Below are 22,980 nucleotides of genomic sequence, written 5' to 3'. Positions count from 1 at the left end.
AGCCTCGGCAAATGACTTCAGCCGATCCGGATGATTGCGTAGGGTGTCATCACAAGATGGTCTCGGCCCGACGTGTCTCGCTGGATCTGGCGTGACGTTCGTCCATCCCAGATCTTCAGAGGACCCCGATCGGAGCCGAGCCCGGAAACGTCGACCGGAACGTCGACCGGGGTAAGGTTCGCCAGCCAGACGATGATCTTGCCTGTCTGGGAGCGGCCGGCCAGTGCCAATACCCGCGTCTCATCGGTCGTTGTCGCCGCCACATGCGGATGGCCGGCCAGATCGCAAAGTCCTTTCACCGCGTGGAAAATCGGCCGGGGTGCACTTTCTTCGACAGGTTCGCCCGACGAGGCCAGTACGCCGAATGGTCCGGTGAAGCTGCAGAGCGTGAGCATTTCGAGCCCGGCCGGCGCAACGCGCGCGGCATAGCCGATCGTCCATGCGGCCCCGAACAGCCCGGCATGGCGAGGGTCGCGGTCGGCCATGGCAATGCGCTGATTGTCGGGATTGGCCTTGGTCGCGCCGCCATAAGGGTTCTGGCGCATGGCAATGGTCGACGGCCCGATCCGATAAGGTATTGTTCCGAAGATCGTTCGTACTGACGCCGTGATGAAAGGCAGTGCCTCCAGCGATTGCATGACGCTGAGATCGTCGGCGGCGTGCACGATCGGGCAGGTGCAATGCGTGACGAAATCGAGCGGGTCAGCCGGCACACGCTTGCGATTGAGTTCGGTGAAATAACTGAACATGCCGCCACCGAGGCGGGTGTCGGGAAAGGCGCGCCGCGCCGCGGCATAGACGTCTTCGAGCGGTGGGCATTGCGGCCATGCGCTGCCCGGCGGCGTCGACTGCCGGTCGACCGAGGGCGAGACGGCAATGGCCGAAAGCTTGAGCCCGGCCTGGCGCACCATGTCGGCGACGCCTGAAAGCTCGGCGTCGAGATCGCCGTCGCCGGCAATGACACATTCGAGCGTTGTCCGGACCGGATAGGCGGCGGCGAGCCGGGCGTAGGATCGCAAGGCATCGAGCTCGTGGCCGCGCGTCGGGTCATAGTGGAACATCAATTGCTGCGGACCAAGCTCGGACAGCATCGGCAGCTTGTCCAGCACCGCCTCGACCTCATCCGGGTAGATGATCACGCCGATACCCGGCAGCACCGGTCCGGCTTGGCCTAGCCTGACATGAATCGGTTCGGCGCTTGCCGCGGCGGCCGGCACTTTCCCGCGACCCGCTACCCGCAAGCTGATGGTTTGGCGGAAGGTCTCGCCGGCCGGCAGCACGTATGGCCATGGCAGCGCGAGCGGCCGGACATAGGTCTTGTAGGAGGCATCCGACCAGTTGCGCTGGTCCTCCATCTCGAAAGTATCGCCTTGCATACGGCATTCGGCGGTGACGCCCGGCCGGACCTCATTGGTCATCGCCCGCAGATCCTTGAAAGGCTGCCAGGGATCGATCAGCTCTGGAAGCCGCGTCGCGACCACGCTGCCATCGGTATGCTCGACCGTGACCGGGCTGCCGGCCAGGCCGGCAATCGGATGCAGGATGCAGAAGCCGCAGCGATTGGTCTCGAAATCGTTGTCGGGAAGAGCGCTCACGTCGAAGATCAGTTGGCAATCGGCCGAGCCCTTGATGGTCGCACGGAAGTCGAGCCGGCTTCCCTCTGGTCCGAAACAACCTGCCGAATAGCTGACGAAGAAAGCGTCATCGCCCTGGTCGATGATTAAATCGGTGAGCGCCGGCTCGTAGGTGCCCCAGTCGCGATCCCTGACGATGTAGGCGATGGCACGCAGAACTTCAGTGTCGCCGTGGCGGATGCTGCGCAGATTGCCGTTGACGAAGTCCGCCGTCAGCGCGCCGGCGCGCAGCCTGACCGGTTCGGCTTCAACTGCACGTGTACCGTAGAGGAGGAAGGCGTCGGCTGTCATTTCAGCAAGGCGTCGAGCTGCACCGGCTCCCGGCCTGCGGCGCCAGCGTACGCCGCCTCGACCAGCGCTAATGTCTTGAGGTTGTCCGCGCCCGAGGTCGCGGGCTCGGTTCCGTTGGTCAGGCAATCGACCCAGTGCTTTTGAATGGTGACGACGCTTTCCTGGATGTTGTGCCACGGCCGTGATGCCCAGGCCAGCAGCGGTGGCGAGACATCGCTGACGACTGTCCCGCTTCTTCCGGTGACGGTGAGCCGGTAGCCCTGCGCCAGCCGGATCGTGCCGTCGCTGCCGTCGATCTCGATCAGCGTCTCCGGAAACGGCTCGGTAGCGAGCTTGCTCGCGTAGCTGCAGTCGACCACGGAAGTGGCGCCGCTCGTGTGGTCCATCAGCATCGTCGCAACGTCCTCGCCGGCAATGCCGGGATTGATGCGCGCCGTTCGCGCAGTGACGGTCGAGACGTCGCCCAGCAGAAAGCGGGCGATGTCGAGGATGTGGATGCCGAGATCCTCGATGATGAAGCGCTTTCCCGTCGCCAGATAGGGCTGGCCGGAAAACACGTCATAAGCCGAGCGGAACGATATCCGCCCGAAGAAGGGGGTTCCGATTTCGCCACGGTCGAGCACGGCGCGCACCGCCTGGATCGGCGACTGCCAGCGAAAGTTCTCATGCACCATCAACGGCACGCCGGCATCAGTGCAAGCCTTCACCATCGCCTTGGCGTCGGCAAGCGTCGGCGCAAACGGTTTTTGGCAGATTGCCGGCACGCCGTGCCGCGCCGCCATCTCGACGAGCATTCTGTGGCTTGGCGCGGTGGTGGCGATGTCGACGAAATCCAGCCTTTCGCCGGCAAACAGCGCCGCCGCGTCGGTATAGCGCCGTGCGACCCCGAACTGGTCGCCAATGATCCGTAGCCGGTCCGGATCGCGGTCGCAGATGGCGGTGATCGAGGCGCCCTCTATGTCGCGCCAGGCATGCATCTGGTTGACGGCAAAGAAGCCGCAGCCGATCAGCGCTCCACGCAGTTCCGCCATGTCAGCCGGCCTTTGCCATCTGCATCAGCGTCACCCGGCTCTGCAGCCGGCGCTGTGCCTGGTCGACGACGACGGCGACGATGATGACGAGGCCCTTGATCACCATCTGCCAGAACGAGCTCACCCCCATCATCACCAGCCCGTCCGAAAGGATGCCTATGACGAAGGCGCCGACAATGGTACCGCCGATGGTACCGCGTCCGCCCGACATCGAGGTGCCGCCGAGCACTGCCGCGGCAATGGCGTTGAGCTCGAAGCTCTCTCCCGTCGCCGGATGCGAGGCCATCAGTTCGGACGAGATGATCAGCCCGACGATCGCCGCGCAGAAGCCGGAGAACATGTAGACGAACATCTTCACCATGTTGACGCGGACGCCTGAAATCCGCGCCGCCCGTTCATTGCCGCCGACGGCGAAGATGTGGCGGCCGAGCGGGGTGTATTTGGCGAGATAGGCCGCCCCTACCGCAACAACGACCAAGATCCATATGGAAACCGGCAAGCCGAGCAGCCGGCCGGCGCCGAGGTAGCCGAACCCTGTGGTGCCGAGCTCGGGCTTGCCGACGAGATTGGGAAAGGTGCGCCCGTCCGACGACAGCAGCGCCAGGCCGCGCGCGACATAGAGCACGCCGAGCGTGGCTATGAACGGCGCAACGTTAAGCCTGGTGATCAGCAAGCCGTTGACGGCGCCGATCAATATGCCGACGGCAAGCGTGATCAGCGCGATCTCGAAGACGTTGAAATAGATGGTATAGCCGACCTGCAGGTCGATGCCGTTGAGGACGAGATAGCCGGCCACCATGCCGCACAGGCCGACGATCGAGCCGACCGACAGGTCGATGCCACCGGTGATGATGACGAAGGTCATGCCCATTGCGAGGAATGCGTTCAGCGCCACGTGCTTCGACATCAGGATAAGATTGGCGGCCGAGAGGAAATTAGGGGCAGCGATCGAGAAGAACAACAGCACGGCGATCAGCGCGATGAACGTCCTCGCCTTCATCAGTGTCAGCAGGACCGAGCCGCTCGAAATGGAGTTGACCGCCGCCTTGGCTGGAATGTCAGTCATGCGCCTTGCTCTCCGTGCGGGACCGGTCCGTGGCCGAAGGCCGAGGCAGCGACGAGTGCGGCCTCCGTCGCCTCGGCGCGATCGAACATGCCGGTCAATTTTCCATTGCTCATCACCGCGATGCGGTCGGACAACGCCATCACCTCATCGAGATCCGAGGTGGCAAACAGGATCCCCAAGCCGTCGCGCGACAGCTTGCGCATGGTGCGGAACACGTCGGCCTTGGCGCCGACGTCGATGCCGCGGCTGGGCTCGTCCATCAACAGCACCTTCGGGCCGGTGAGCAGCGCCTTGCCGATCACCACCTTCTGCTGGTTGCCGCCTGACAGCGACGAGACTTCCTGCGCCGGATCGGCGACCTTGATCGCCAGTTCGCGTACCGTCCGGGCCACCGCCTGTCTTTCGGCGGCACCGCGAATGTGGAACAGGCGCACGAACCGCGACAGGCTGGCCAGCGTCAGATTGCTGGCGACGGAGAGGATCGACACCAGCCCTTCGCGCTGGCGGTCTTCGGGGATCAGCGCCAGGCCGCGCCGGATGCGCCGCGTCGTGTCGCGCTCGTGCACCTTCTTGCCGGTGATGAATATCGTTCCGGTCGAATGGCCGTGGCGGCCCATGATGCAGTCGAACAGCTCGCTGCGTCCGGCGCCCATCAGGCCATAGATGCCGAGAATTTCGCCGGCGCGCAGCGATAGCGAGACGTGGTCGACCGCAAGCCCGCCGGTGACGCGCGGCAGGCAGATATCCTCGGCGCGGAATATTTCCTCGCCCGGCACATGGCCGTCGGCCTTGGCGAAGTCCTTGGCGTCCGAGCCGATCATCTGCCGCACGATCCACTGGGTGTCGACGTCTTTCATCTCCGCCTGGCCGGTGATGCGGCCGTCGCGCAGCACCGTGATGGTGTCGCCGATGCGGATCAGCTCCTCGAGCCGGTGCGAGATGTAGACGATTGCCACGCCGCGTGCCTTGAGGTCGGCAATCACCTTGAACAGGATCTCGACTTCCGCCGCGCTGAGCGCCGAGGTCGGTTCATCCATGATCAGGATGCGCGCATCGAGCGAAACCGCCTTGGCGATCTCGACCAGCTGCTGCTGGCCGATGCGCAGATCCTCGACCAGCATGTCGGGCCGGATGCCGGCTTCCAGGCGTTCAAGGAACTCCGCCGCGCGGCGCTCCTGCTCCTTGCGGTCGATCTTGTGGAAGCGGTTGGTGATCTCGCGGGTGGCGAAAATATTTTCGGCGACAGTCAGATTGCCGAACAGATTCAGCTCCTGGAAAACCATGCCGATGCCGCGGCTCACGGCATCACCGGAAGACGAGAATGAAACCTCCTCGCCGTCCAGCAAGATGCGCCCGAGCGTCGGTTGCTCGACGCCGGCGATGATCTTCATCAGCGTCGATTTGCCGGCTCCGTTTTCGCCGACCAGCACGTTGACCGCGCCTTTGCGCACCTCGAAATTCGCCCGCTTGACCGCGACGGTGCCGGAATAGACTTTCGAGACGTCCTCCAGCTTCAGGATGACATCTTGATCGCCGGTCATGGCTTCGGCCCGATCTTTGCCTCCGCCGGCGTCACCAGCGGCAGGTCCTGGCCACTGCCCGGCGTATAGGCGCCAAGTACCTCGACGCTGCGGCCCTCGAGTGCCTCGCGCGGCAGCTTGGAAAGCACGGTCTTGTCGGCATAGGCGTTGAAAGCCTTGCCGACCTGGGCGAAGTCGATCTGGTTGGTGAAATCGTTGAACTGGATGAAGTCGAGGCTGTCGCGCAGCGCGGTTCCGCGCATGGCGGGTCCGATCTGCACCCGCGCGTCCGCCTTGCCGTCGCCGTCGGCATCGATGTCCATCGTCGCCGCGCGTGACTGTGTATTGGCTGCAACGACCTTGCCCTCGAGCCGAACCGCGAAGGTCCATGGCGAATTCGCCTGCTTCTTCGGGTTGCCGTATTTGGCGCCGGCAGCGGCGGGATCGGTCTTGGCCAAGGCATGAACCTCGGGAAACGGCCCGGCCTTCTGCTGCAGATAAGGTATCACTTTCGCCGCCCAGATGTCCTCGACCATCTTGTCGGGATTGAACGCGGAGCCAGTGCCGCCGTTTTCCGCCGACGGCGTCGGCAAGATCTTGCAGGCGGTCAGGCTGCCTATTGCTGCGAGGAACAACGCGACAAAGATCGGCCGGGTCAGCGTGTTGAACATGTCGGCTCGTTCGGCATGGCAGTCAGGAGCACCCAAAGAAATGGAAGAAAGGGCGAAATGGAAGCAAGGGACGAACCGGAGGCTCGTCCCTTGCTGCTGATGTTACACCGGCTCAGTTGGTGAGCGCGAATGTCTCCAGCTTGGCGGCATTGTCCCCATTGACCAGGACGCAATCCATCAGCTGCTTTTCTTCGGCGGGAGACTTCTTGTTTTTGATGAAGTCGTTGGCCTGCTCGACCGCCATCTGCGCCTGCGCGAAGGCCGGCTGCAGGACTGTCGCCTTGATGCCGCCGGAGGTGATCGAGTCGCGCACGTCGTTCGACCCGTCGAAGCCGACGACGATGACGTCCTTGCGGCCGGCAGCGGCAAGTGCCGCATAAGCGCCCATCGCCATCGTGTCGTTGCCGGAGATCACGCCCTTGATATCGGGATTGGCCTGGAGGATCGATTCCATCTTTGAATAGGCCTCGGTCTGGCTCCAATTGGCCGACTGCTGCGCCACCATCTTCAGGTCCGGATAGTCGTCGATGACGTCGTGGTAACCCTTGGAGCGGATGCCGGCATTGGTGTCGGATTCCTTGCCGACGAGCTCGACGAAATTACCCTTCTCGCCCATCAGCTTGACGAATTCCTGTGCGCCGAGCTGGGCGCCCTGATAATTGTTGGAGACGATCTGCGCGACGGCAACGCCGGTGGCATTGATCTCGCGATCGATCAGGAAGGAAGGAACGCCCGCGTCCTTGGCCTTCTGCACCGCGGCGACGGTGGCGTCGGCGCCGGCATTATCGAGGATGATCGCCTTGGCGCCGCGGCCAATCGCCGTGTCGATCAATTCGGACTGCTTGTTGGCGTCGTCGTCATGGACGAGCACCAACGCCTCGTAACCGAGTTCCTTGGCCTTGGCCTCCGCGCCGACAGCTTCCGCCTTGAAGAACGGATTGTCATGCGAGGGCGTGATGATGGCGATCAAATCCGCCGCATAGGCGGGTGCGGCGGTGCCAAGCGCCAGCATGCCGGCAAAAGCCGCAAGCGTCATTCTGCGTGTCAGTTTCATGTATTCCTCCCGTTGAAAATCCGTGCCTTATCCCAAGGCTATATGCATTCGATTTCGTTAGCCGGCCGTAGGCGGCGGGTCGCGTCAGATTCACAAGCCTTGCCGGCTTCACCTCGACGGATCGCTCCCCCCTATCCTCCACTCATCCAGCGCCTGATCCTGCTGCGAAGCTTGACGGTCCGATCCATCGAACAGCTAAGCCAACTGGTATAATGAGTCAATGACAATTTCAGGTGACATGTTCCGGAGAACGCGTCGCCGCCCTCAAGTGATGCGCTGAATGCTCGCGGCAATCTCCTCCGGCTCGAACACCCGCTTCCAGTCGTCGCGCATCAGCACCGGCTTGCCGAACTCTATCGCCTTGTTGCAGGCGTCGGAGAACACGCCTCTGGTCTCGCCGAAGATGACGGCGCCAAGCACGTTCATATGGCCAAGCAGGAAGTCGAGCGCCGCCTGCTTGTCGACCCCGCGCGCCACCACCTCGTCAACGGCCTCCTTCATGACGACGAGCAGCGAAGCGCATACCGTTTCAGAAAGGCCGGGCTCGAGCAGCGCCATCTGATCAACGGTGACGCGATGCGAGCGCATGACCGGCGCCCAGATGATCTTTGCGATCGCCTCACCCTTGGCGAAATCTTCCTCCGGTCCCTGCATCAAGGCGCTGACCATGTGCTGCTTGGCTTTGACGCCGCCGAAATAATCCTTCTTGGCCGCCATGTCGGTCTCGTCGTTGAAGATCGGCGGATGGCACGGGTGGGTGACGAAATAGGTCAGGTCCGGCCGCTTCGGCAAATGCCCGGCGAAAGGTGCCGCGGCGTCAAGCACGACGACCATCGTGCCTGACGCAAGCTTGCTCTCGATACTCGCCGCGACTTTGCCGATGTGCGTGTCCGGCACCGCCAGGATCACCACATCGGCGCCATCAAGCGCCTCATCGGCGCTGACAGCATCGATGCCGAGGCCCGACTTAAGCCGCTCGCGGCCGGCGTCGCTGACCTCGACATGGCGTATCGTATAGGGAGATCCGCGAAAATTGGTCGACAGACGGTAACCCATTTTGCCGCCCGCACCAAACAGCGCAATCGTTGTCATGTGTCCGTTACTCCTGAATTCCAACGACGGCCCTGCCGATCGTCATCCCATTGACTTGTGTGCACATTGCCGCCGGTTGGCGGATTAGAGAACGCAGGGGAGCCGCCGCTCAAATGACGATGCCATGGACGATGTCTCGGGCGCCCGGATGTCCAGCACAGCGCAGCTACGCGGAGCATGCTACCTTAGGCACACATTATACCAGCATACCAAATTGGCAAGCGGCCATGGCACGGCTCTGACCACTTGCTCGGTCGTCGTTTACCTCCTGTTCAACGGCAAGGAGCAATCATCGCGCTGAACCGCCGATCGGCGGGATGATTCGCAGCGAACAAAGGCCCATGCTCGAAACGTCACTCTACAGCCCGGTCAAGGCCTTCCTCGAAGGCCTGGGATTTATGGTCAAGGGCGAGATCGGCGGCTGCGATCTGCTGGCGCTGAGTGCCGACTCTCCACCGATCGTCGTCATCTGCGAGCTGAAGCTGAAGTTCAATCTCGAACTCATCCTCCAGGGCGTCGACCGTATGGCGGCGAGCGACGAGGTCTGGCTAGCGGCATGCATGTCGGCCCGTGGCAAGGGCCGTGAGAGCGATGTGAGATACCGCAATCTCTGCCGTCGGCTCGGCTTTGGCCTGCTTGGCGTGCGACCGAACGGCGAGGTTCAGGTGCTGCTCAGCCCGACGGCATTGGCTCCGCGTCGCGATCCCCGGCGCCGCTCGAAGCTAATTGACGAACATCGGCGTCGGCAGGGCGATCCTGTCGCCGGCGGCGGCTCGCGTGCGCCGATCATGACCGCCTATCGCCAGCAGGCGCTGGCATGCGCCGCAGCCCTCGCCGACGGCCCAAAGCGGCCGCGTGACTTGAAGCCCAACCTGCCGAACGCGCCTAAGATCCTGCTGCACAATGTGTATCGCTGGTTCGCGCGCACCGATCGCGGGATCTACGAACTGACCGCTCAGGGCCGTGAGGCGTTGCAGCGCTGGCCGCAGCCCGATCGCAGCCACACCGCTGCCTGAGACAGGCAACGCCGGATTTCGCGCCCTGCTTTCCGCGACAATCACGGCTTTCGGCAAGACATCACCTCGGTCACGGAACCATATTTCGACACGATGGTTTTGTCGTCACCGAATTGATCGTCCGCTGAGCAAACGGAAGGAACGGCCATGCGCCTATCGACGACAATTGCCACACTTTCGGCACTGGCCCTTGCCTCGCCGGTCTATGCGCAATCCGTGGGACCAGAGCTTGCCCCTGTCCCGCCGACGGCTCCGCAAACCCTGCCGGAGCAAACCACGCCCGAAGGAACCACTCCCGACCAGACTACACCTGACCAAGCCTTCTCCGCCCAGAATTTCACCGCAGTGACAATCGTGGCGATGGAGGATCTGCCTCCCGACATCAAGGCACAGGCGGAGGCCGTCGTCACCCAGACCAGCGCCGAGGATTTGCGCATCCTGCAAAGTTCGATCGACGCATCGCCGCAGGCGGCATCGGCGCTGGCGGCGAACGGGCTTAATTCCACGCAGGTCGTGGCGGCCAATATCGACGGCGACGGCACGCTGACGCTGATCATCCAGACGACGACGTGAGCGGCTGAAAGCGGACAAGCCGGCTCCGGCACGGAAACGAAGGCCGCCCGATCGCGGAGGACTGTCATGGCCGAGGCTGCAGTTCGCAACTTCACCATCAATTTCGGGCCACAACATCCCTCCGCTCACGGTGTCCTGCGGCTGGTGCTCGAACTCGACGGCGAGATCGTGGAACGCGCCGATCCCCACATCGGCCTGCTGCATCGCGGCACCGAAAAGCTCATCGAGTACAAGAACTACCTGCAGGCCTTGCCCTATTTCGACCGGCTCGACTACGTCGCGCCGATGAACCAGGAGCATGCATTCTGTCTCGCCGCCGAGAAGCTCCTCGAAATATCGGTTCCGAAACGCGGACAGCTCATCCGCGTGCTTTTCTGTGAAATAGGCCGGCTGTTATCGCACCTCCTCAACGTCACCACGCAAGCCATGGACATCGGCGCGCTGACGCCGCCGCTCTGGGGTTTCGCCGAGCGCGAGAAGCTGATGGTCTTTTATGAGCGCGCGTCCGGCGCCCGCATGCACGCGAATTATTTCAGGGTCGGCGGCGTGCATCAGGATCTGCCGCCGGAACTCCTCGACGACATCTGGAAGTTCTGCGATCCGTTCCTCAAGGTCTGCGACAATCTCGAAGAGCTGTTGACCGAGAACCGCATTTTCAAGCAGCGCAATGTCGATGTCGGCGTGATCGGCCTCGACGATGCCTGGGCCTGGGGCTTTTCCGGCGTGATGGTGCGCGGATCGGGCGCGTCCTGGGACCTGCGCAAGGCGCAGCCATACGAATGCTATTCGGAGATGGATTTCGATATCCCGGTCGGCAAGCATGGCGACTGCTACGACCGCTATCTCGTCCGCATGGAGGAAATGCGCCAGTCGGTCCGGATCATGCGGCAATGTCTGGAAATGTTGCGCTCACCAGAAGGTCAGGGGCCGGTCGCGATCCCGAACCGCAAGATCACGCCGCCGCCGCGTGCCACGATGAAGCGCTCGATGGAAGCGACGATTCACCACTTCAAACTTTATACCGAAGGCATTCGCGTGCCGAGCGGTGAAGTCTATGCCGCCGTCGAGGCGCCGAAGGGTGAATTCGGCGTCTACCTCGTGTCGGACGGGGGCAACGTTCCCTACCGATGCAAGATCCGCGCACCTTCCTTCGCCCACCTGCAAGCGATGGATTTCCTGTCCCGAGGCCATATGATCGCCGATGTTGCCGCGATCATCGGCTCGCTCGACATCGTGTTCGGAGAAATCGATCGGTAGTTTAGCCAGGTCGCAGGATCTTCCCCGATCGCAGGATCATTCGTCGTTAGTAGCCGCGCAGGCAGGCCTGGACGGCGCTCGACCGCCGGTCAGACGAAGGCTCTCACCTGCGGCGGGCCAGCTCAAATTCTCACATCAAAGACGGACGCATGGCCGCGGTAAGGCGCAGCCAAGCGTCGAGGAGTTTCACAATCTGCGCGGCCCGACGGGGCACGAGCCCTTCCAAGTTCGGAAGCGCTCTCCACGGCGCGGAAAGAACGCGTGTTCCGCCGTTCCTCGTACCGCCTCAATGCACGATCAAGCCCTTCATCCAGGCAACAAATCTGTTGCCGCGAACTATCCCGCGCACCCTGGCAGCGGCCCATCTCGCTTGCATCGTAGCGCCGACATGGCAATGGCAGACGATTTGGTGCAACTGCCGGTCGCTCAGTTCGAAGAAGCGCTTTGCCTCACCATAGGTATCATCGCTGAGGCCCATGGCACGCAGAACCGGATCCTCGAAGGCGACAGTGAGCGGCGTCCCAGCGCCACGCGATCTGTCACGCGCTTCCCTGTTCATATATTCGGTGCCTGGAAGCGCCCCAAGGCATCGCGTCGGATTTTGTTCGAGAAGTTCCGCCCAACGTTCAATCCGCTGGGTTCGAGTCATCGCCGGATACGCCGCGAAGGACTCAATTTCCGCGACGGCCTGCAGTTGGTCGAGTGTTTGATGTTTCATGGTCGGCTCCTGTCGACAGGTGAATTCGCCCACGCCTACATGAGCAATTATCGCGCCATGGAGCGCTGACAAGGCCGGACCGCCGCAACATGAGGCGTACGGATCACCTGCCCGGTGAAGCGGCGCTCGAATTCCGACGCGCCCCCGCCTGTGTTCGATGTCGACCCGTTAACCGAAGCCGTTTCCGGACAGGAACTTTTGCGGAAGCTTGCCGTTTGGCTTTGCGTCCGCTTCGGCGGCTGCAATATCAGTCTTGAAAGCAATTCCGTTGGACACGAAGCCTCAACGCGTCGAGCAAGACGTCGAGCCTGTAAATGAAACCCGGGAGCAACCGGCCCCGGTTCGAGAATCTCGTGAGCGATCGGCAGAGCCCCGGCAGGAAAAACCCGACGGGAATGCCTCGCAACGAAAGGCCGGTCTGCTCGGCTTTCCCAGGCGCCATCCCTATGCGGCCGCAGCCATCGCGCTTGCGCTGTTGCTCGTCGCGGCAGGCATCGCGATCTGGTGGCTGAACGCTCGCCAGTACGAATCGACCGACGACGCCTTCATAGATGCGCGCACAGTGACGATCGGTGCGCAAATAGCCGGCCGCCTTACCGAGCTGGCGGTTGCCGACAATCAGCATGTACAGGCGGGCGATGTCCTCCTGCGTATCGACGACAGCGACTATCAGGCAAACCTGAAGCAGGCCGACGCCGGCGTCACCGCGGCCGAGGCCGAAATCGTCAATGTCGCCGCCCAGATCGAGGCTCAAAACGCAAAGGTAAACGCTGCCCAGAGGCAGGTTGCACAGGCCAAGGCAGCGCTGGATTTCGCCAAGGCCGAGGATCAACGCAATCGCGAACTCCTGGCCAGGGGCACAGCAACGCAGCAGCAGGCGCAGCAGGCGGCATCGACGCTGCGTCAGGACCAGGCCGCGCTGGACAGCGCCGAGGCCAATGTCGCCTCCGCAAAAAGCCAGGTTTCGGTCTTGCAGGCACAGGCCAGGAGCGCCGAGGCGCAGCTCGAGCAGGCAAAGGCCAGCCAGGAGCAAGCGCGCACGACGCTGTCGCGCACGACTATCACAGCACCCGCAGCCGGGCGCGCAACGAGCATTTCCGCCGCTAAGGGCACCTACGCCCAACCCGGCCAGGTATTGATGATGTTCGTTCCCGACGAGGTCTGGGTGAAGGCCAATTTCAAGGAGACGCAGCTCGATCTGATGCGGCAGGGACAGCCGGTCGACATCGACATTGACGCCTACCCGGACAAGTCCTTTCATGGCCGCGTCGACAGCATCCAGGCCGGCAGCGGCACCGCCTTCAGCCTCCTGCCGGCCGAAAATGCCACCGGCAATTACGTCAAGGTGGTGCAGCGCGTGCCGGTCAAGATCGTCTTCGACAAGCCGCCGGATGTGCTTCTCGGGCCAGGCCTGTCGGTGGTGCCGACGGTCAAGGTGCGATGAACGGCGAAACCGCCAGAAATCAGGGCGAAAGCCGATCCGCCGCCGGGACACACAATCCGTGGCTCATCGCCGTCGTCGTCTCCATCGCCACTTTCATGCTGGTGCTCGACACCTCGATCGCCAATGTCGCCCTGCGCAACATCGCCGGCAGCCTGGCGGCCGGAATGGATGAAAGCACCTGGGTGATTACCACCTATCTCGTTGCCAACTCGGTGATCATTCCGGTCAGCGGCTGGCTGGCAAGCGTCATCGGCCGAAAGCGCTACTACATGCTCTGCGTTGCGACCTTCACCGTCGCGTCGCTGCTGTGCGGACTGGCGCCCAACCTGGAACTGCTCATCCTGTTCAGGGTCCTTCAGGGCCTCGGCGGCGGCGGCATGGCGCCAAGCGAGCAATCGATCCTTGCCGACACCTTTCCGCCTGAAAAGCGCTCGCAGGCCTTCGCGCTTTACGGCATTGCCGTCATCGTCGCACCGACGGTCGGGCCGACGATCGGCGGCTGGCTGACCGACCATTTCTCCTGGCACTGGATCTTCTTCATCAACGTGCCGTTCGGCATCCTGTCGCTGGCCCTGGTGCAATGGCTGTTGGTCGAGCCGGACGTACTCGAACGCGAACGCAAGGAACGGCTGAAGGGCGGCCTGAAGATCGACGGGGTCGGGTTCGTCCTGGTGGCGATTGCCTTGGGGTGCCTGGAGATTTTTCTCGACCGGGGCCAGCGCTACGATTGGTTCGCCTCGGATTTCATCACCACTTTCGCAGTGATTTCCGCGATCGCGTTCCTGCTGCTTATCCCATGGGAACTCAGTCGCGGCGATCCGGTCGTCGACATGCGCCTATTGTTCACGCGCCAGTTCGGCACGGCCTTCCTGGTCATGATGGCGGTCGGTGCTATCCTGTTCAGCACCACCCAGATCGTGCCGCAGCTGCAGCAGACGACATTTGCCTACACCGCGACGCTCTCGGGCCTTTCGATGATGCCGGGCGGCATCGCCATGCTGATCTTGATGCCGGTGTCCGGATTTGTAGGCAGCATCGTGCAGCCCAAATACCTGATCATGATGGGCATGTCGGTGGTCGCAGTGGCCCTCTGGCATATGACCTCGCTCACCCCGGACGCCAGCTTCCGCTTCTTTGCCTTTGCCCGTGTTTTCCTGATGGTCGGGCTGCCGTTCCTGTTCATTCCCATCTCGACCGCGGCCTATGTCGGCCTGCCCCCGCAGAAGACCAACCAGGCATCGGCGCTGATCAACGTTGCACGCAATATCGGCGGCAGCATCGGCGTCTCGCTGTCCAACACCGTCATTGCGCAAAGCTCCCAGATCCATCAATCGAATCTGGTCGGCCACACCGTGCAGTCGTCGCCCGCCTATCAGCAGGCGCTTCGGCAGGCGACCGAGCATTTCGTCGCCCAGGGTTCGCCGATGGTCGAAGCGAAGCAGCAGGCGATCGGCTGGCTTGGCCAGTTGATCGCCCGCCAGGCCACACTGCTCGCCTATGTCGATGTCTTCCGCTACTGCGCGGTGGCAACCGCCCTGCTCGTTCCGCTTGCTCTGCTGCTGCGATCAAGCAAGTCGGGCAGCAGACAGGCGAATCCGGAGATGGGCTGACCAGAAGGCGGGAACCAGCTGACCCATTGCGTTGTTCTGCGCCAAGAGGAGATGATCACGATGGCCACTATTCCCACACCCGAGCCAATGCCGACCCCGGTGCCGCCGCCTCCCATCCCCGATCCCAAGCCCGTGCGTGAGCCGGACCCCGACAGGCTCCCCGACGAGGACCCCATTCCCAATCCGGATGAAAACGATATTCCGCCGAAGCGGGCGTTCAACATCTAGCCTATCAGATTTCGAGCACAGCGTAGGGGCGGCCGGTCGGCTTGGCGACATGCATGGCAACGTTATAGACCGACGCCCCGCCCGGTGTGCGGCCCTCGTAGGCGCCGCGATGCGCATGGCCATGCACCACCGCGCTGACCTGGAACCGGTCTATTGTCTCGGCCAGGCGTGACGAACCGAGAAACGGGAAGATCTCCAGCGGCTCGCCTTCGACCGTCTCGACGACAGGCGCGTAGTGCAGAACGACAAGCGTGCGTTTGGCGCGGACCTGCCGCATTGCGTTTTCAAGCCGCATCGCTTCGTTCACGCTTTCCGCCACCATTGACTTGATCGCCGGTTCGCCGAAGGAGCCGAGCATGCGCGATCCAAAACCGCCAACGAAACCCTTGACCCCGACGAACCCGACCTCGTGAATCTCCGTCGCCTCGCCGTCGAGCAGGTGAACGCCCGCCTGGCGCAGAATGTCGGTGACCTGCTCGACGGCGCCTGACTCATAGTCGTGGTTGCCAAGTACGGCGACGACCGGGATCGTGCAGGCACGCAGTTCCTCGGCAAGGATTTCGGCCTCCCGAGGCTTGCCGAGGTTGGTAAGGTCGCCGGTCAGCACGAGAACCTGGGCTGCACGCGACATCTCGCCGAAAAGATCGCGGTACGAGGCCTGGTCCTCCTTGCCGACATGCAGATCGCCAATGGCGGCGACTTTGAGTGCGCTGCCGTTTTCCGCCTTCGGCGAAGCAGTTTCGAGCTCGTCAGCCATTGCTATGTTCTCCTTCACCGCCGACGTCGGCAAAACCCCAGTCGTTGACGTCGATCTCATAGTCAGTTCGTGAAAGCATGCGCCCACGGCAGATTTTCATCCGGGAAGGTGGCAATTCGCGCTGCTTGGCCAGCCGGTCAAGCAGCTCGTCGAGCAGCCAGGCGGGCACGCGGCCCCGCTCCGTCGGATAGATCCATCGGAAGTTCAAGAGATGCATCAGCAGAACTTCCCAATGAACTTCCATGTAGGAAAGCAGCCTTTGCCAGTCGATCTGGTCGTGGGCCTTGAGGATGGTGTGCGCGACGTCGGCACCATCGTGGCGACCGCGGTCCTGGATGAAACTTTTGGACCAGATAAGCTCGGTGGGCCCGATGATCCGCACCTGGCTGCCCAGCAATTCGCCCTGACGGGCGTGCTCCAGCCACTGGTCGTCGACAGGCATTGTGCCGTTCATCGAGGCGAAAATGACGTCGAAAAAATGGGTGCCCTTGAACACTTTGCCGAGCCACCGGTCGTCCTCGACCACGACGGCGTAGCCGATCTGCTTAAAATGGGCGAGGATGCGCGGGCAGTCGCCGGCCTTGCAGAAAATGTCGAGATCCTTGGTCTGACGGATGATCCCGGTATAGGCGCTTACGGCATAGGTGCCGGCGACGAGAAAGGGGATGCCGGTCGCGACAAGTTCGCGGATCGCTTCGATATAAAAGACCTCCGCTTCGGCATTGCGAAGCGTCGGGGCGGCCTTTGGGTCGACCGACGGAACGGATGCCGGGATGGCGCTTTCCGGTGGGGGATTAATGATCATGGCAATGGCTCCTGGCCCGGCAGACCAGCAGCCGCCTGTATCTAATAGCCAAGCATGCCCGATGGTTCCCGCCGTTACGCGGCACTGCCGCTCTCGCCTGCTGCATCAGGCGGACATGCCGCCGTGGCAGGCCTTCGAAGCGGTCAGGGTTGTCGGCTGCGGCGCGGCCCTAAAATGATATGTGAGCGGTCATTTTTGACGTCAAGATCGCAGCGCGGTCAGCCTCAAGCACGTCGAGGCGGAGTGGGCCCGCTATCGTCCTCGGGTTCGGAAAGGATTGGCTTCAACATGGTTCCCGAACTGTCGGAGGCGCTGCGCACTCGGCGCAACAGCCACTTGAGCGCCCGTGGCCAGACCGACTCTGTTTGCCGGAAAGCTGCAGGCGACGTGGCGAAAAGGCCATTCTCCATTTTGTAGTCCCTCACTGTCTCAGTCCAATCAGCGTTCTTCAACGAGCAAAGCTTGTGTTGGTTCCGCGTCGCCATCGGCGGGAGCACGGGCTGGACAGGCGAAGTCATCGTTGGTGGGTTCGAGCGGGCTAGCCCTCTGCAGCGAAATCAGGGGCCTCGGCGATCAAGTCGCGGAATTCAGCCCACTAGCCGGCGGGATTCAGCTCGTATCCTAATGCGCCGGCTCTGGACGCGACCCGCGAAGGCTGAAATTGTGATCGGCATTTTCCAGTTGCAAATTTGGTTGGGCTCGGCGGGGATGGCGCTGGTTTCTGAAGACATTGCCAGCCATCCGGCACTGCGTCGTCATGTCCAGGCTCAGTCGCGGACGCTTCTCCAGACCTATGAAGCGAACCCGCGGCTGGCTTCCGTATTCGCCACGCAACAGCGTTGGCTGATGGCCCATATCGGCCTTGGCTTGTATTTCAATCGAGAGCCGGACGATCATCGCAAGGGACTTACGTCCGCACGGTTCATGGACGACATCTGCCGGCATTCGGTGGCCAGCCGCAACACCGCCGATGCCTTCCTGAAGGAGATGCTGCATTACGGTTTCATCCGGCATCTGCCGATCAAATATGGGCGCATCCGCCCGTTTCAGCCGACCGCGGGCACTCTGGAGACGGTTGCCGGCTGGGTCATGGCTCATCTGAAAACGCTGGACAGCCTGGATGGTGGATCTCGACTGGCTGCATTCGTCGCACAACCGGATGTGCTCGCCAAACTGCAGCCACTGGTGGCCGACGGACTGCTTTCGTCGCATGCCGTGCGCGAGCCAAGACAGACTTTTTCCTTGTTCACCTGGCTCGACAATGGCGGCATCGTCATGGATTGGCTGATGTCCGGCGTCGACCCCGATCATGCCGACCTGGACCGAATCCCGACCGGTGTCGTCTCAATCGGAGATTTCGCGAACTGGCTCAAGCTTTCCCGCACTCACCTGTCACGCAAATTGCGCGATGCCGAGGAACTCGGCAGCATCGGCTGGCTGGGCCAGCGCGGTCACTCGGTCATGTGGGTGTCGAGCGAGTTCTATCAGGAATACATGACCGCCCAGGCGGTCAAGCTCGCCATCATCGATGCAGCCTTCGACAATTGTGTTGTAACTTCCGAAACCAGCTGAACCGCGAGCCGACCGCCGTCGTGGCAGCCTTGGCGCCGCCGCGACGGAGGTCTGGCTTTTCAATCGATGTCGAACGACACGCCCTGCGCAAGCGGCAGCGCTTTGGAATAATTCACCGTATTGGTGGCGCGCCGCATATAGGCCTTCCAGGCATCGGACCCCGACTCGCGGCCGCCGCCGGTCTCCTTCTCGCCACCGAAGGCACCGCCGATCTCGGCCCCTGACGTGCCTATATTGACGTTGGCGATGCCGCAGTCCGATCCGTCGACGCTAAGAAAGCGCTCGGATTCCTGCAGGTCGCGGGTAAAGATCGAGGATGACAGCCCCGCTCCCACCGCATTGTGTTCTTCTAGCACGGTGTCGAAGTCCGAATATTTCATCACATAGAGGATGGGCGCGAAGGTTTCCTCCGTCACCGGCGAAACCTGCCGCGGCATTTCAACCAGCGCCGGACGCACATAGTAGGCCTCGGGGTGACCGTTCTCGACCCGCATTCCGCCGGTTATCTTACCGCCATGCGAAGCCGCCTCCTCCAGCGCCTTCTGCATATTCTCGTAGGCAGCCTTGTCGATCAGCGGGCCAACCAGAGCGCTTGTCTCCAGCGGATTGCCGACCGAGACGCTCTCATAAGCCTTCTTCAGGCGCGGAACGAGCTGGTCATAGACGCTCTCATGCACGAACAGGCGCCTGAGCGTCGTGCAGCGCTGGCCGGCCGTGCCCATGGCGCCGAAGGCGATAGCGCGGAGCGCCATGTCCAGATCGGCCGTCGGGCAGACGATGCCGGCATTGTTGCCGCCGAGCTCCAGCACCGCACGGGCAAAGCGCTTCGCCAGCCGTGGGCCGACATCCCTGCCCATGCGTGTCGAGCCGGTGGCCGAGACCAGCGGCACCCTGGGATGGTCGACCAGGATCTCGCCGACGGCGCGATCACCGATCAGCACCGGCGCCAGCCCTTCCGGCGCATCGCCGAAACGTTCTGCTGCGCGCTTGAAGATCGCTTCGCAGGCGAGCGCCGTCAGCGGTGTCTTCTCCGACGGCTTCCACACAACCGCGTCGCCGCAGACCAGCGCAAGTGCCGCGTTCCACGACCATACCGCCACCGGAAAGTTGAAGGCCGAAATGACGCCGACCACGCCGAGCGGATGCCAGGTTTCCATCATGCGATGGCCGGGACGCTCGGTGGCGATGGTCAGGCCGTACAATTGCCGAGAAAGACCGACGGCGAAATCGCAGATGTCGATCATCTCCTGCACTTCGCCAAGACCCTCGGATGGGATCTTGCCAACTTCGATCGATACCAACCGGCCAAGCTCGGCCTTGTGTGTGCGCAACTCTTCGCCGAGCAGCCGCACCAGCTCTCCGCGCTTGGGAGCTGGCACCTGCCGCCACGCCAGGAAAGCCTTGTGGGCATTGTCGATGGTCGTTGCCGCATCGGCCGGCGAGATGGTCTTCAGCGCGGCGATCTGCTCGCCGGTCACCGGGCTGCGCACGATGAGGTCGCCGCCCGTAAGCGCGCCCTCGGCAACGCCCAGTTTCGCCAGAACCCCGGCCGTTTCCTTCGCAATCGTCATTTCGTTTCGTCCCTTTCAGATCCCGTCGCTCATATGGCGTCGGTCCAAGCTTTTCGCCATACCGGTTCCTTGCCGGTCGGCATACCAGGCGCTGTCATGGCGTGGCATTACGCGTTTCAGGGAGAAATCGCCACCCCGGCATGGTCCAAGCCGGCGTCCGACTGTTGAACCAGCCAGATAGAGCGAACTAGCGTGCCGTCTTGGCGGCTTCCGGCACGGCGCTTTCTTTCATCAGCCGGTCGATATGCATGCGGATATGCGCTGCCTCGGCGGCCGTATTGGCAAGCGCGATGGCGCGGTCGAAAGCGACGCGCGCCTCCTCGCCGCGGCCAAGCTGCATCAGCAGTCCGCCCTTGAGGCCGAAGAAATGGAAATAGCCGGAAAGCCTTCCCTCCAGCGGCTCGATCATGGCGAGTGCGGCTTCCGGTCCACGCACCTTGGAGACCGCGACGGCGCGGTTGAGCGTCACCACCGGCGACGGCTGCATCTGCTCGAGCAGGCCGTAGAGCAGGTCGATCTCGTTCCAGTCCGTGTCCTCGGGCTTTTCCGCCCGCGCATGCAGTGCGGCGATCGCCGCTTGCACCTGGTAGGGACCGGGCTTGCGATGGCGCAACGCCTTATCGACCAGCGCCAGGCCTTCATCGATCATCTTGCGGCTCCACAGGCTGCGGTCCTGGTCTTCGAGCAGCACGATCTCGCCGTTCTCGTCGAAGCGAGCCGGCGAGCGTGCATGCTGCAGCAGCACCAGCGCCGTCAGCCCCATGATCTCCGGCTCGGTCTGGAACAGCCTGAGCAGCAACCGGGCCAGCCGGATCGCCTCTTCGCAAAGCGGCGCACGCGCCGAAGCCTCGCCGCTGTTGCTGGAATAGCCTTCGTTGAAGATCAAGTAGACCATGGCGGCGACGGCGGCGAGCCGTTCGGAGCGCTCGACCGCTCCCGGCGTCTCGAACGGCACCCCGGCGTCGGCGATACGCGCCTTGGCGCGCGTGATACGCTGCTCCATGGCGCTTTCACCGACGAGGAAGGCGCGGGCGATCTGCTTGACCGTCAGGCCGGAGACGATGCGTAACGCCACCGCGATCTGCTGTGTGGCCGGCAGGTCGGGATGGCAGCAGATGAACAGCAGCCGCAAAATATCGTCGCGATAATGCGCGCCGTCCAGCCGCTCGGCGACGTCGCTCTCGGCATCCTCCAGATCGGAGATCTGGTCCTCCTCCGGCAGCGGCGCCTGCTTGGCGCGCTTGCGCACCGCATCGATGCCGCTGTTGCGGCCGACGAAGATCAGCCAGGCTGCCGGATCGCGCGGAGGACCGTTTTTCGGCCAGTTGTTCAGTGCCCTCAGGCAGGCGTCCTGGAATGCTTCCTCCGCCGCGTCGAGGTCGCGGAAGTAGCGCAGCAATGCCCCCATCACCTGCGGGCGAGCGGTGCTGATTGCTGTGCTGATCCAGGCGAGTTCGGTCATGCGGAAACCTTGGCGGGATTGAAGAGCGAGACCGGCCGGATTTCATAGGAGCCGCCGCTCGGGTTGACCTCGGAAAGCTCGCGCGCGAAGTCGACGGCCTCATCGAGGTCGGCGCATTCGAGCGTGTAGAAGCCGAGGAACTGTTCCTTGGTTTCGGCAAACGGGCCGTCGATGACCACCGCTTCGCCCTTGATCTTCCTCAGCGTCGTCGCCGCCGTCGTTGGCAAGAGCCGCGCCACCGGGCCAAGCCGTCCCGCCTGGGCATATTTTTCCTGCACGCCGAGGAGTTTTTCCATGACCGCATCATCCTGCTCCTTGCTCCAGGAGCAGACGACGTCTTCAGAGGCATAGCAGAGGATCGCGTAGAGCATGGGTCGTCCTTTTCTCTGTCAAAGGACGAAACACTAGGACCGATCCCGACACCGCGTCGACAAAAAAATACGCTCCGTCCGGTGTCCCAGCCCCTAACTGAAATGTGGAATGCTTTCTGCTGCAAAAGTCGGTCGCATAACTTCGAATTTTTGCGACTGACTTTGCGGCAGGAACTTCCCTGAAAATTCAACGCCATCGATTTTGTCGCAAAACTTAGGAGTTTCGCGACACCGGAATCGATGCAATCGAGAAGTTGATGAACGTCGGATTCTCTCCAAAGAGCGGACGGTTCTCGCGTCGTCATCCCAGGCTGCCTATGATGCGGCATGGAAGCAAAAGTGTTCATTCGTGACGATGGCGAAACAGACGCAACGGGGGTTACGGATTCGATTCCATGGTGGAGCTTTACGAAGACGGCGCTCTCGGTTGCTCTGTTGCGCCTGTCGGAACGCGGCAAGATCAACCTCGACGAAGCTGTCGAGGGGAAATCTTTCATACCTGCCCAACTCCTACAGCACGAGGCGGGGTTACCAGACTACGGTTCCCTTCCGGCCTACCACGCCGATGTTGAAGCGGGTCGTTCGCCGTGGTCTGTTGATGACCTGTTGAATGCAGTCGAAGCGGATCGGCTGCGATACGAACCCGGTCAAGGGTGGGCCTATTCGAACATCGGCTACCAGGAGGTCGCCCGATTGATCGAGGAGGCAACGAATGTCCCTCTTTCCGAGGCTCTTTCCAACCTCGTATTCATCCCTGCCGAACTCGCCACGGCCCGGCTCGCCCTCACTCCGGCTGATTTAGCAGACGTGCAGATGGGCGACGCGATCGGCTACCATCCGGCCTGGGTCTATCACGGATTGGTTGTCGGCACGGCGATGGATGCGGCCCGACTTCTTCGCCATCTACTCGCCGGCAATTTGGTCGACGGGAACGCGCTGTCCAGAATGCTCGAACACAGGCCGCTCCCGCAATTCCGCTCTGAACTCCATCCCGATCCAGCATACGGATTGGGGCTGATGCTGCGGGCAACGAACCCGCTCGCCCATCCCATCGGTCACAGCGGAAGCGGTCCCGGAAGTCGAATTGCCGTCTATGGGCAGCAGGGGAGAACATGCGTCGTTTGGGCAACCGCCGCTTCAAGCACCATTCCCGAGGCGGAAGTTTTCCGTGCCTTGGAAAACGGCGGCTTTTGACACCCCCACCCGAAGCCGATCGGCCGTTTTCCAACCTTCCGCG

General features: G+C 62.5%; 21 protein-coding genes. 8 read left to right on the top strand and 13 right to left on the bottom strand.

From position 1 onward, the window contains the following. Window positions 1-17: 17 nt before the first annotated feature. The 7 genes from apnL to NKI58_RS14695 form a co-directional block, all read right to left on the bottom strand. Complete coding sequence (apnL, locus tag NKI58_RS14725) at window positions 18-1,925, bottom strand: D-apionate lactonase (protein ID WP_352824595.1); 1,908 nt, start codon at window positions 1,923-1,925, stop codon at window positions 18-20. Then, window positions 1,922-2,956, bottom strand: a complete 1,035-nt coding sequence (locus NKI58_RS14720) for a Gfo/Idh/MocA family protein (RefSeq protein WP_352787008.1) — start codon at window positions 2,954-2,956, stop codon at window positions 1,922-1,924. The genes apnL and NKI58_RS14720 overlap by 4 nt, the downstream gene beginning before the upstream one ends. Before the next feature lies 1 nt (window position 2,957). Then, window positions 2,958-4,022, bottom strand: coding sequence for an ABC transporter permease (locus tag NKI58_RS14715; RefSeq protein ID WP_352787007.1), 1,065 nt, complete (start codon window positions 4,020-4,022; stop codon window positions 2,958-2,960). Continuing rightward, window positions 4,019-5,563, bottom strand: a complete 1,545-nt coding sequence (locus NKI58_RS14710; RefSeq protein WP_352787006.1) for a sugar ABC transporter ATP-binding protein — start codon at window positions 5,561-5,563, stop codon at window positions 4,019-4,021. Before NKI58_RS14710 ends, NKI58_RS14715 begins: the two co-directional genes overlap by 4 nt. Further along, window positions 5,560-6,213 carry a DUF2291 family protein gene (locus NKI58_RS14705; protein ID WP_352787005.1) on the bottom strand — a complete coding sequence of 218 codons (654 nt, stop codon included), beginning with the start codon at window positions 6,211-6,213 and terminating at the stop codon, window positions 5,560-5,562. The genes NKI58_RS14710 and NKI58_RS14705 overlap by 4 nt, the downstream gene beginning before the upstream one ends. 112 nt (window positions 6,214-6,325) lie before the next feature. Next, window positions 6,326-7,267 (bottom strand): D-ribose ABC transporter substrate-binding protein, encoded by a 942-nt coding sequence (locus NKI58_RS14700; RefSeq protein ID WP_023675475.1) that lies wholly within the window; start codon window positions 7,265-7,267, stop codon window positions 6,326-6,328. 264 nt (window positions 7,268-7,531) lie between these two features. Then, window positions 7,532-8,359 carry a phosphogluconate dehydrogenase C-terminal domain-containing protein gene (locus NKI58_RS14695; RefSeq protein WP_352454119.1) on the bottom strand — a complete coding sequence of 276 codons (828 nt, stop codon included), beginning with the start codon at window positions 8,357-8,359 and terminating at the stop codon, window positions 7,532-7,534. Between the two features lie 341 nt (window positions 8,360-8,700). Here NKI58_RS14695 and NKI58_RS14690 point away from each other — a divergent pair, with 341 nt between their 5' ends. From NKI58_RS14690 to NKI58_RS14680, 3 genes are all read left to right on the top strand, one after another. Next, window positions 8,701-9,375: a DUF2161 domain-containing phosphodiesterase gene (locus NKI58_RS14690; RefSeq protein WP_352577760.1), complete on the top strand. Its 675-nt coding sequence runs from the start codon at window positions 8,701-8,703 to the stop codon at window positions 9,373-9,375. Window positions 9,376-9,522: 147 nt separating this feature from the next. Beyond that, window positions 9,523-9,948, top strand: a complete 426-nt coding sequence (locus NKI58_RS14685) for a hypothetical protein (RefSeq protein ID WP_352787004.1) — start codon at window positions 9,523-9,525, stop codon at window positions 9,946-9,948. Between the two features lie 66 nt (window positions 9,949-10,014). Beyond that, window positions 10,015-11,205, top strand: coding sequence for an NADH-quinone oxidoreductase subunit D (locus NKI58_RS14680; protein WP_352787003.1), 1,191 nt, complete (start codon window positions 10,015-10,017; stop codon window positions 11,203-11,205). Between the two features lie 286 nt (window positions 11,206-11,491). Here the strand turns inward: NKI58_RS14680 and NKI58_RS14675 are convergent, their stop codons facing one another. Next, window positions 11,492-11,923, bottom strand: a complete 432-nt coding sequence (locus tag NKI58_RS14675) for a hypothetical protein (protein ID WP_352454184.1) — start codon at window positions 11,921-11,923, stop codon at window positions 11,492-11,494. Between the two features lie 475 nt (window positions 11,924-12,398). Here NKI58_RS14675 and NKI58_RS14670 point away from each other — a divergent pair, with 475 nt between their 5' ends. From NKI58_RS14670 to NKI58_RS14660, 3 genes are read left to right on the top strand one after another with little or no spacing between them, the layout of a single operon-like run. Continuing rightward, window positions 12,399-13,367, top strand: coding sequence for an HlyD family secretion protein (locus NKI58_RS14670; RefSeq protein ID WP_352787002.1), 969 nt, complete (start codon window positions 12,399-12,401; stop codon window positions 13,365-13,367). Next, complete coding sequence (locus tag NKI58_RS14665) at window positions 13,364-14,977, top strand: DHA2 family efflux MFS transporter permease subunit (RefSeq protein ID WP_352787001.1); 1,614 nt, start codon at window positions 13,364-13,366, stop codon at window positions 14,975-14,977. The genes NKI58_RS14670 and NKI58_RS14665 overlap by 4 nt, the downstream gene beginning before the upstream one ends. Before the next feature lie 60 nt (window positions 14,978-15,037). Continuing rightward, complete coding sequence (locus tag NKI58_RS14660; protein WP_352448160.1) at window positions 15,038-15,205, top strand: hypothetical protein; 168 nt, start codon at window positions 15,038-15,040, stop codon at window positions 15,203-15,205. A 4-nt stretch (window positions 15,206-15,209) separates the two neighbouring features. Here NKI58_RS14660 and NKI58_RS14655 read toward each other — a convergent pair whose 3' ends face one another. Both NKI58_RS14655 and NKI58_RS14650 read right to left on the bottom strand, forming a co-directional pair. Continuing rightward, window positions 15,210-15,962, bottom strand: a complete 753-nt coding sequence (locus tag NKI58_RS14655) for a metallophosphoesterase family protein (protein WP_023675466.1) — start codon at window positions 15,960-15,962, stop codon at window positions 15,210-15,212. Next, window positions 15,955-16,767, bottom strand: coding sequence for a nucleotidyltransferase family protein (locus tag NKI58_RS14650; protein ID WP_352586627.1), 813 nt, complete (start codon window positions 16,765-16,767; stop codon window positions 15,955-15,957). The genes NKI58_RS14655 and NKI58_RS14650 overlap by 8 nt, the downstream gene beginning before the upstream one ends. A gap of 708 nt (window positions 16,768-17,475) precedes the next feature. Between NKI58_RS14650 and NKI58_RS14645 the strand changes: the two genes are divergently transcribed. Beyond that, on the top strand, window positions 17,476-18,339 hold the full coding sequence (locus NKI58_RS14645) for a hypothetical protein (RefSeq protein ID WP_352787030.1): 864 nt from the start codon (window positions 17,476-17,478) through the stop codon (window positions 18,337-18,339). A gap of 59 nt (window positions 18,340-18,398) precedes the next feature. Here NKI58_RS14645 and amaB read toward each other — a convergent pair whose 3' ends face one another. From amaB to NKI58_RS14630, 3 genes are all read right to left on the bottom strand, one after another. Next, entirely contained in the window at window positions 18,399-19,910 is a 1,512-nt protein-coding gene (amaB, locus tag NKI58_RS14640) for an L-piperidine-6-carboxylate dehydrogenase (RefSeq protein WP_352586625.1), read from the bottom strand. A gap of 187 nt (window positions 19,911-20,097) precedes the next feature. Next, a complete protein-coding gene (locus NKI58_RS14635; RefSeq protein WP_352586623.1) occupies window positions 20,098-21,372 on the bottom strand; it encodes an RNA polymerase sigma factor in 1,275 nt (424 codons plus the stop codon). Beyond that, window positions 21,369-21,743: a YciI family protein gene (locus NKI58_RS14630; RefSeq protein ID WP_023675462.1), complete on the bottom strand. Its 375-nt coding sequence runs from the start codon at window positions 21,741-21,743 to the stop codon at window positions 21,369-21,371. The genes NKI58_RS14635 and NKI58_RS14630 overlap by 4 nt, the downstream gene beginning before the upstream one ends. Window positions 21,744-22,070: 327 nt before the next feature. On the opposite strand from NKI58_RS14630, the gene NKI58_RS14625 reads away from it, so the two are divergent. Beyond that, window positions 22,071-22,937, top strand: a complete 867-nt coding sequence (locus tag NKI58_RS14625; protein ID WP_352787000.1) for a serine hydrolase domain-containing protein — start codon at window positions 22,071-22,073, stop codon at window positions 22,935-22,937. Window positions 22,938-22,980 lie beyond the last annotated feature (43 nt).

This window comes from Mesorhizobium sp. M0522, assembly GCF_040321085.1.
Taxonomy (GTDB): domain Bacteria; phylum Pseudomonadota; class Alphaproteobacteria; order Rhizobiales; family Rhizobiaceae; genus Mesorhizobium.
This window is presented reverse-complemented; position numbering and strand designations above follow the sequence as displayed.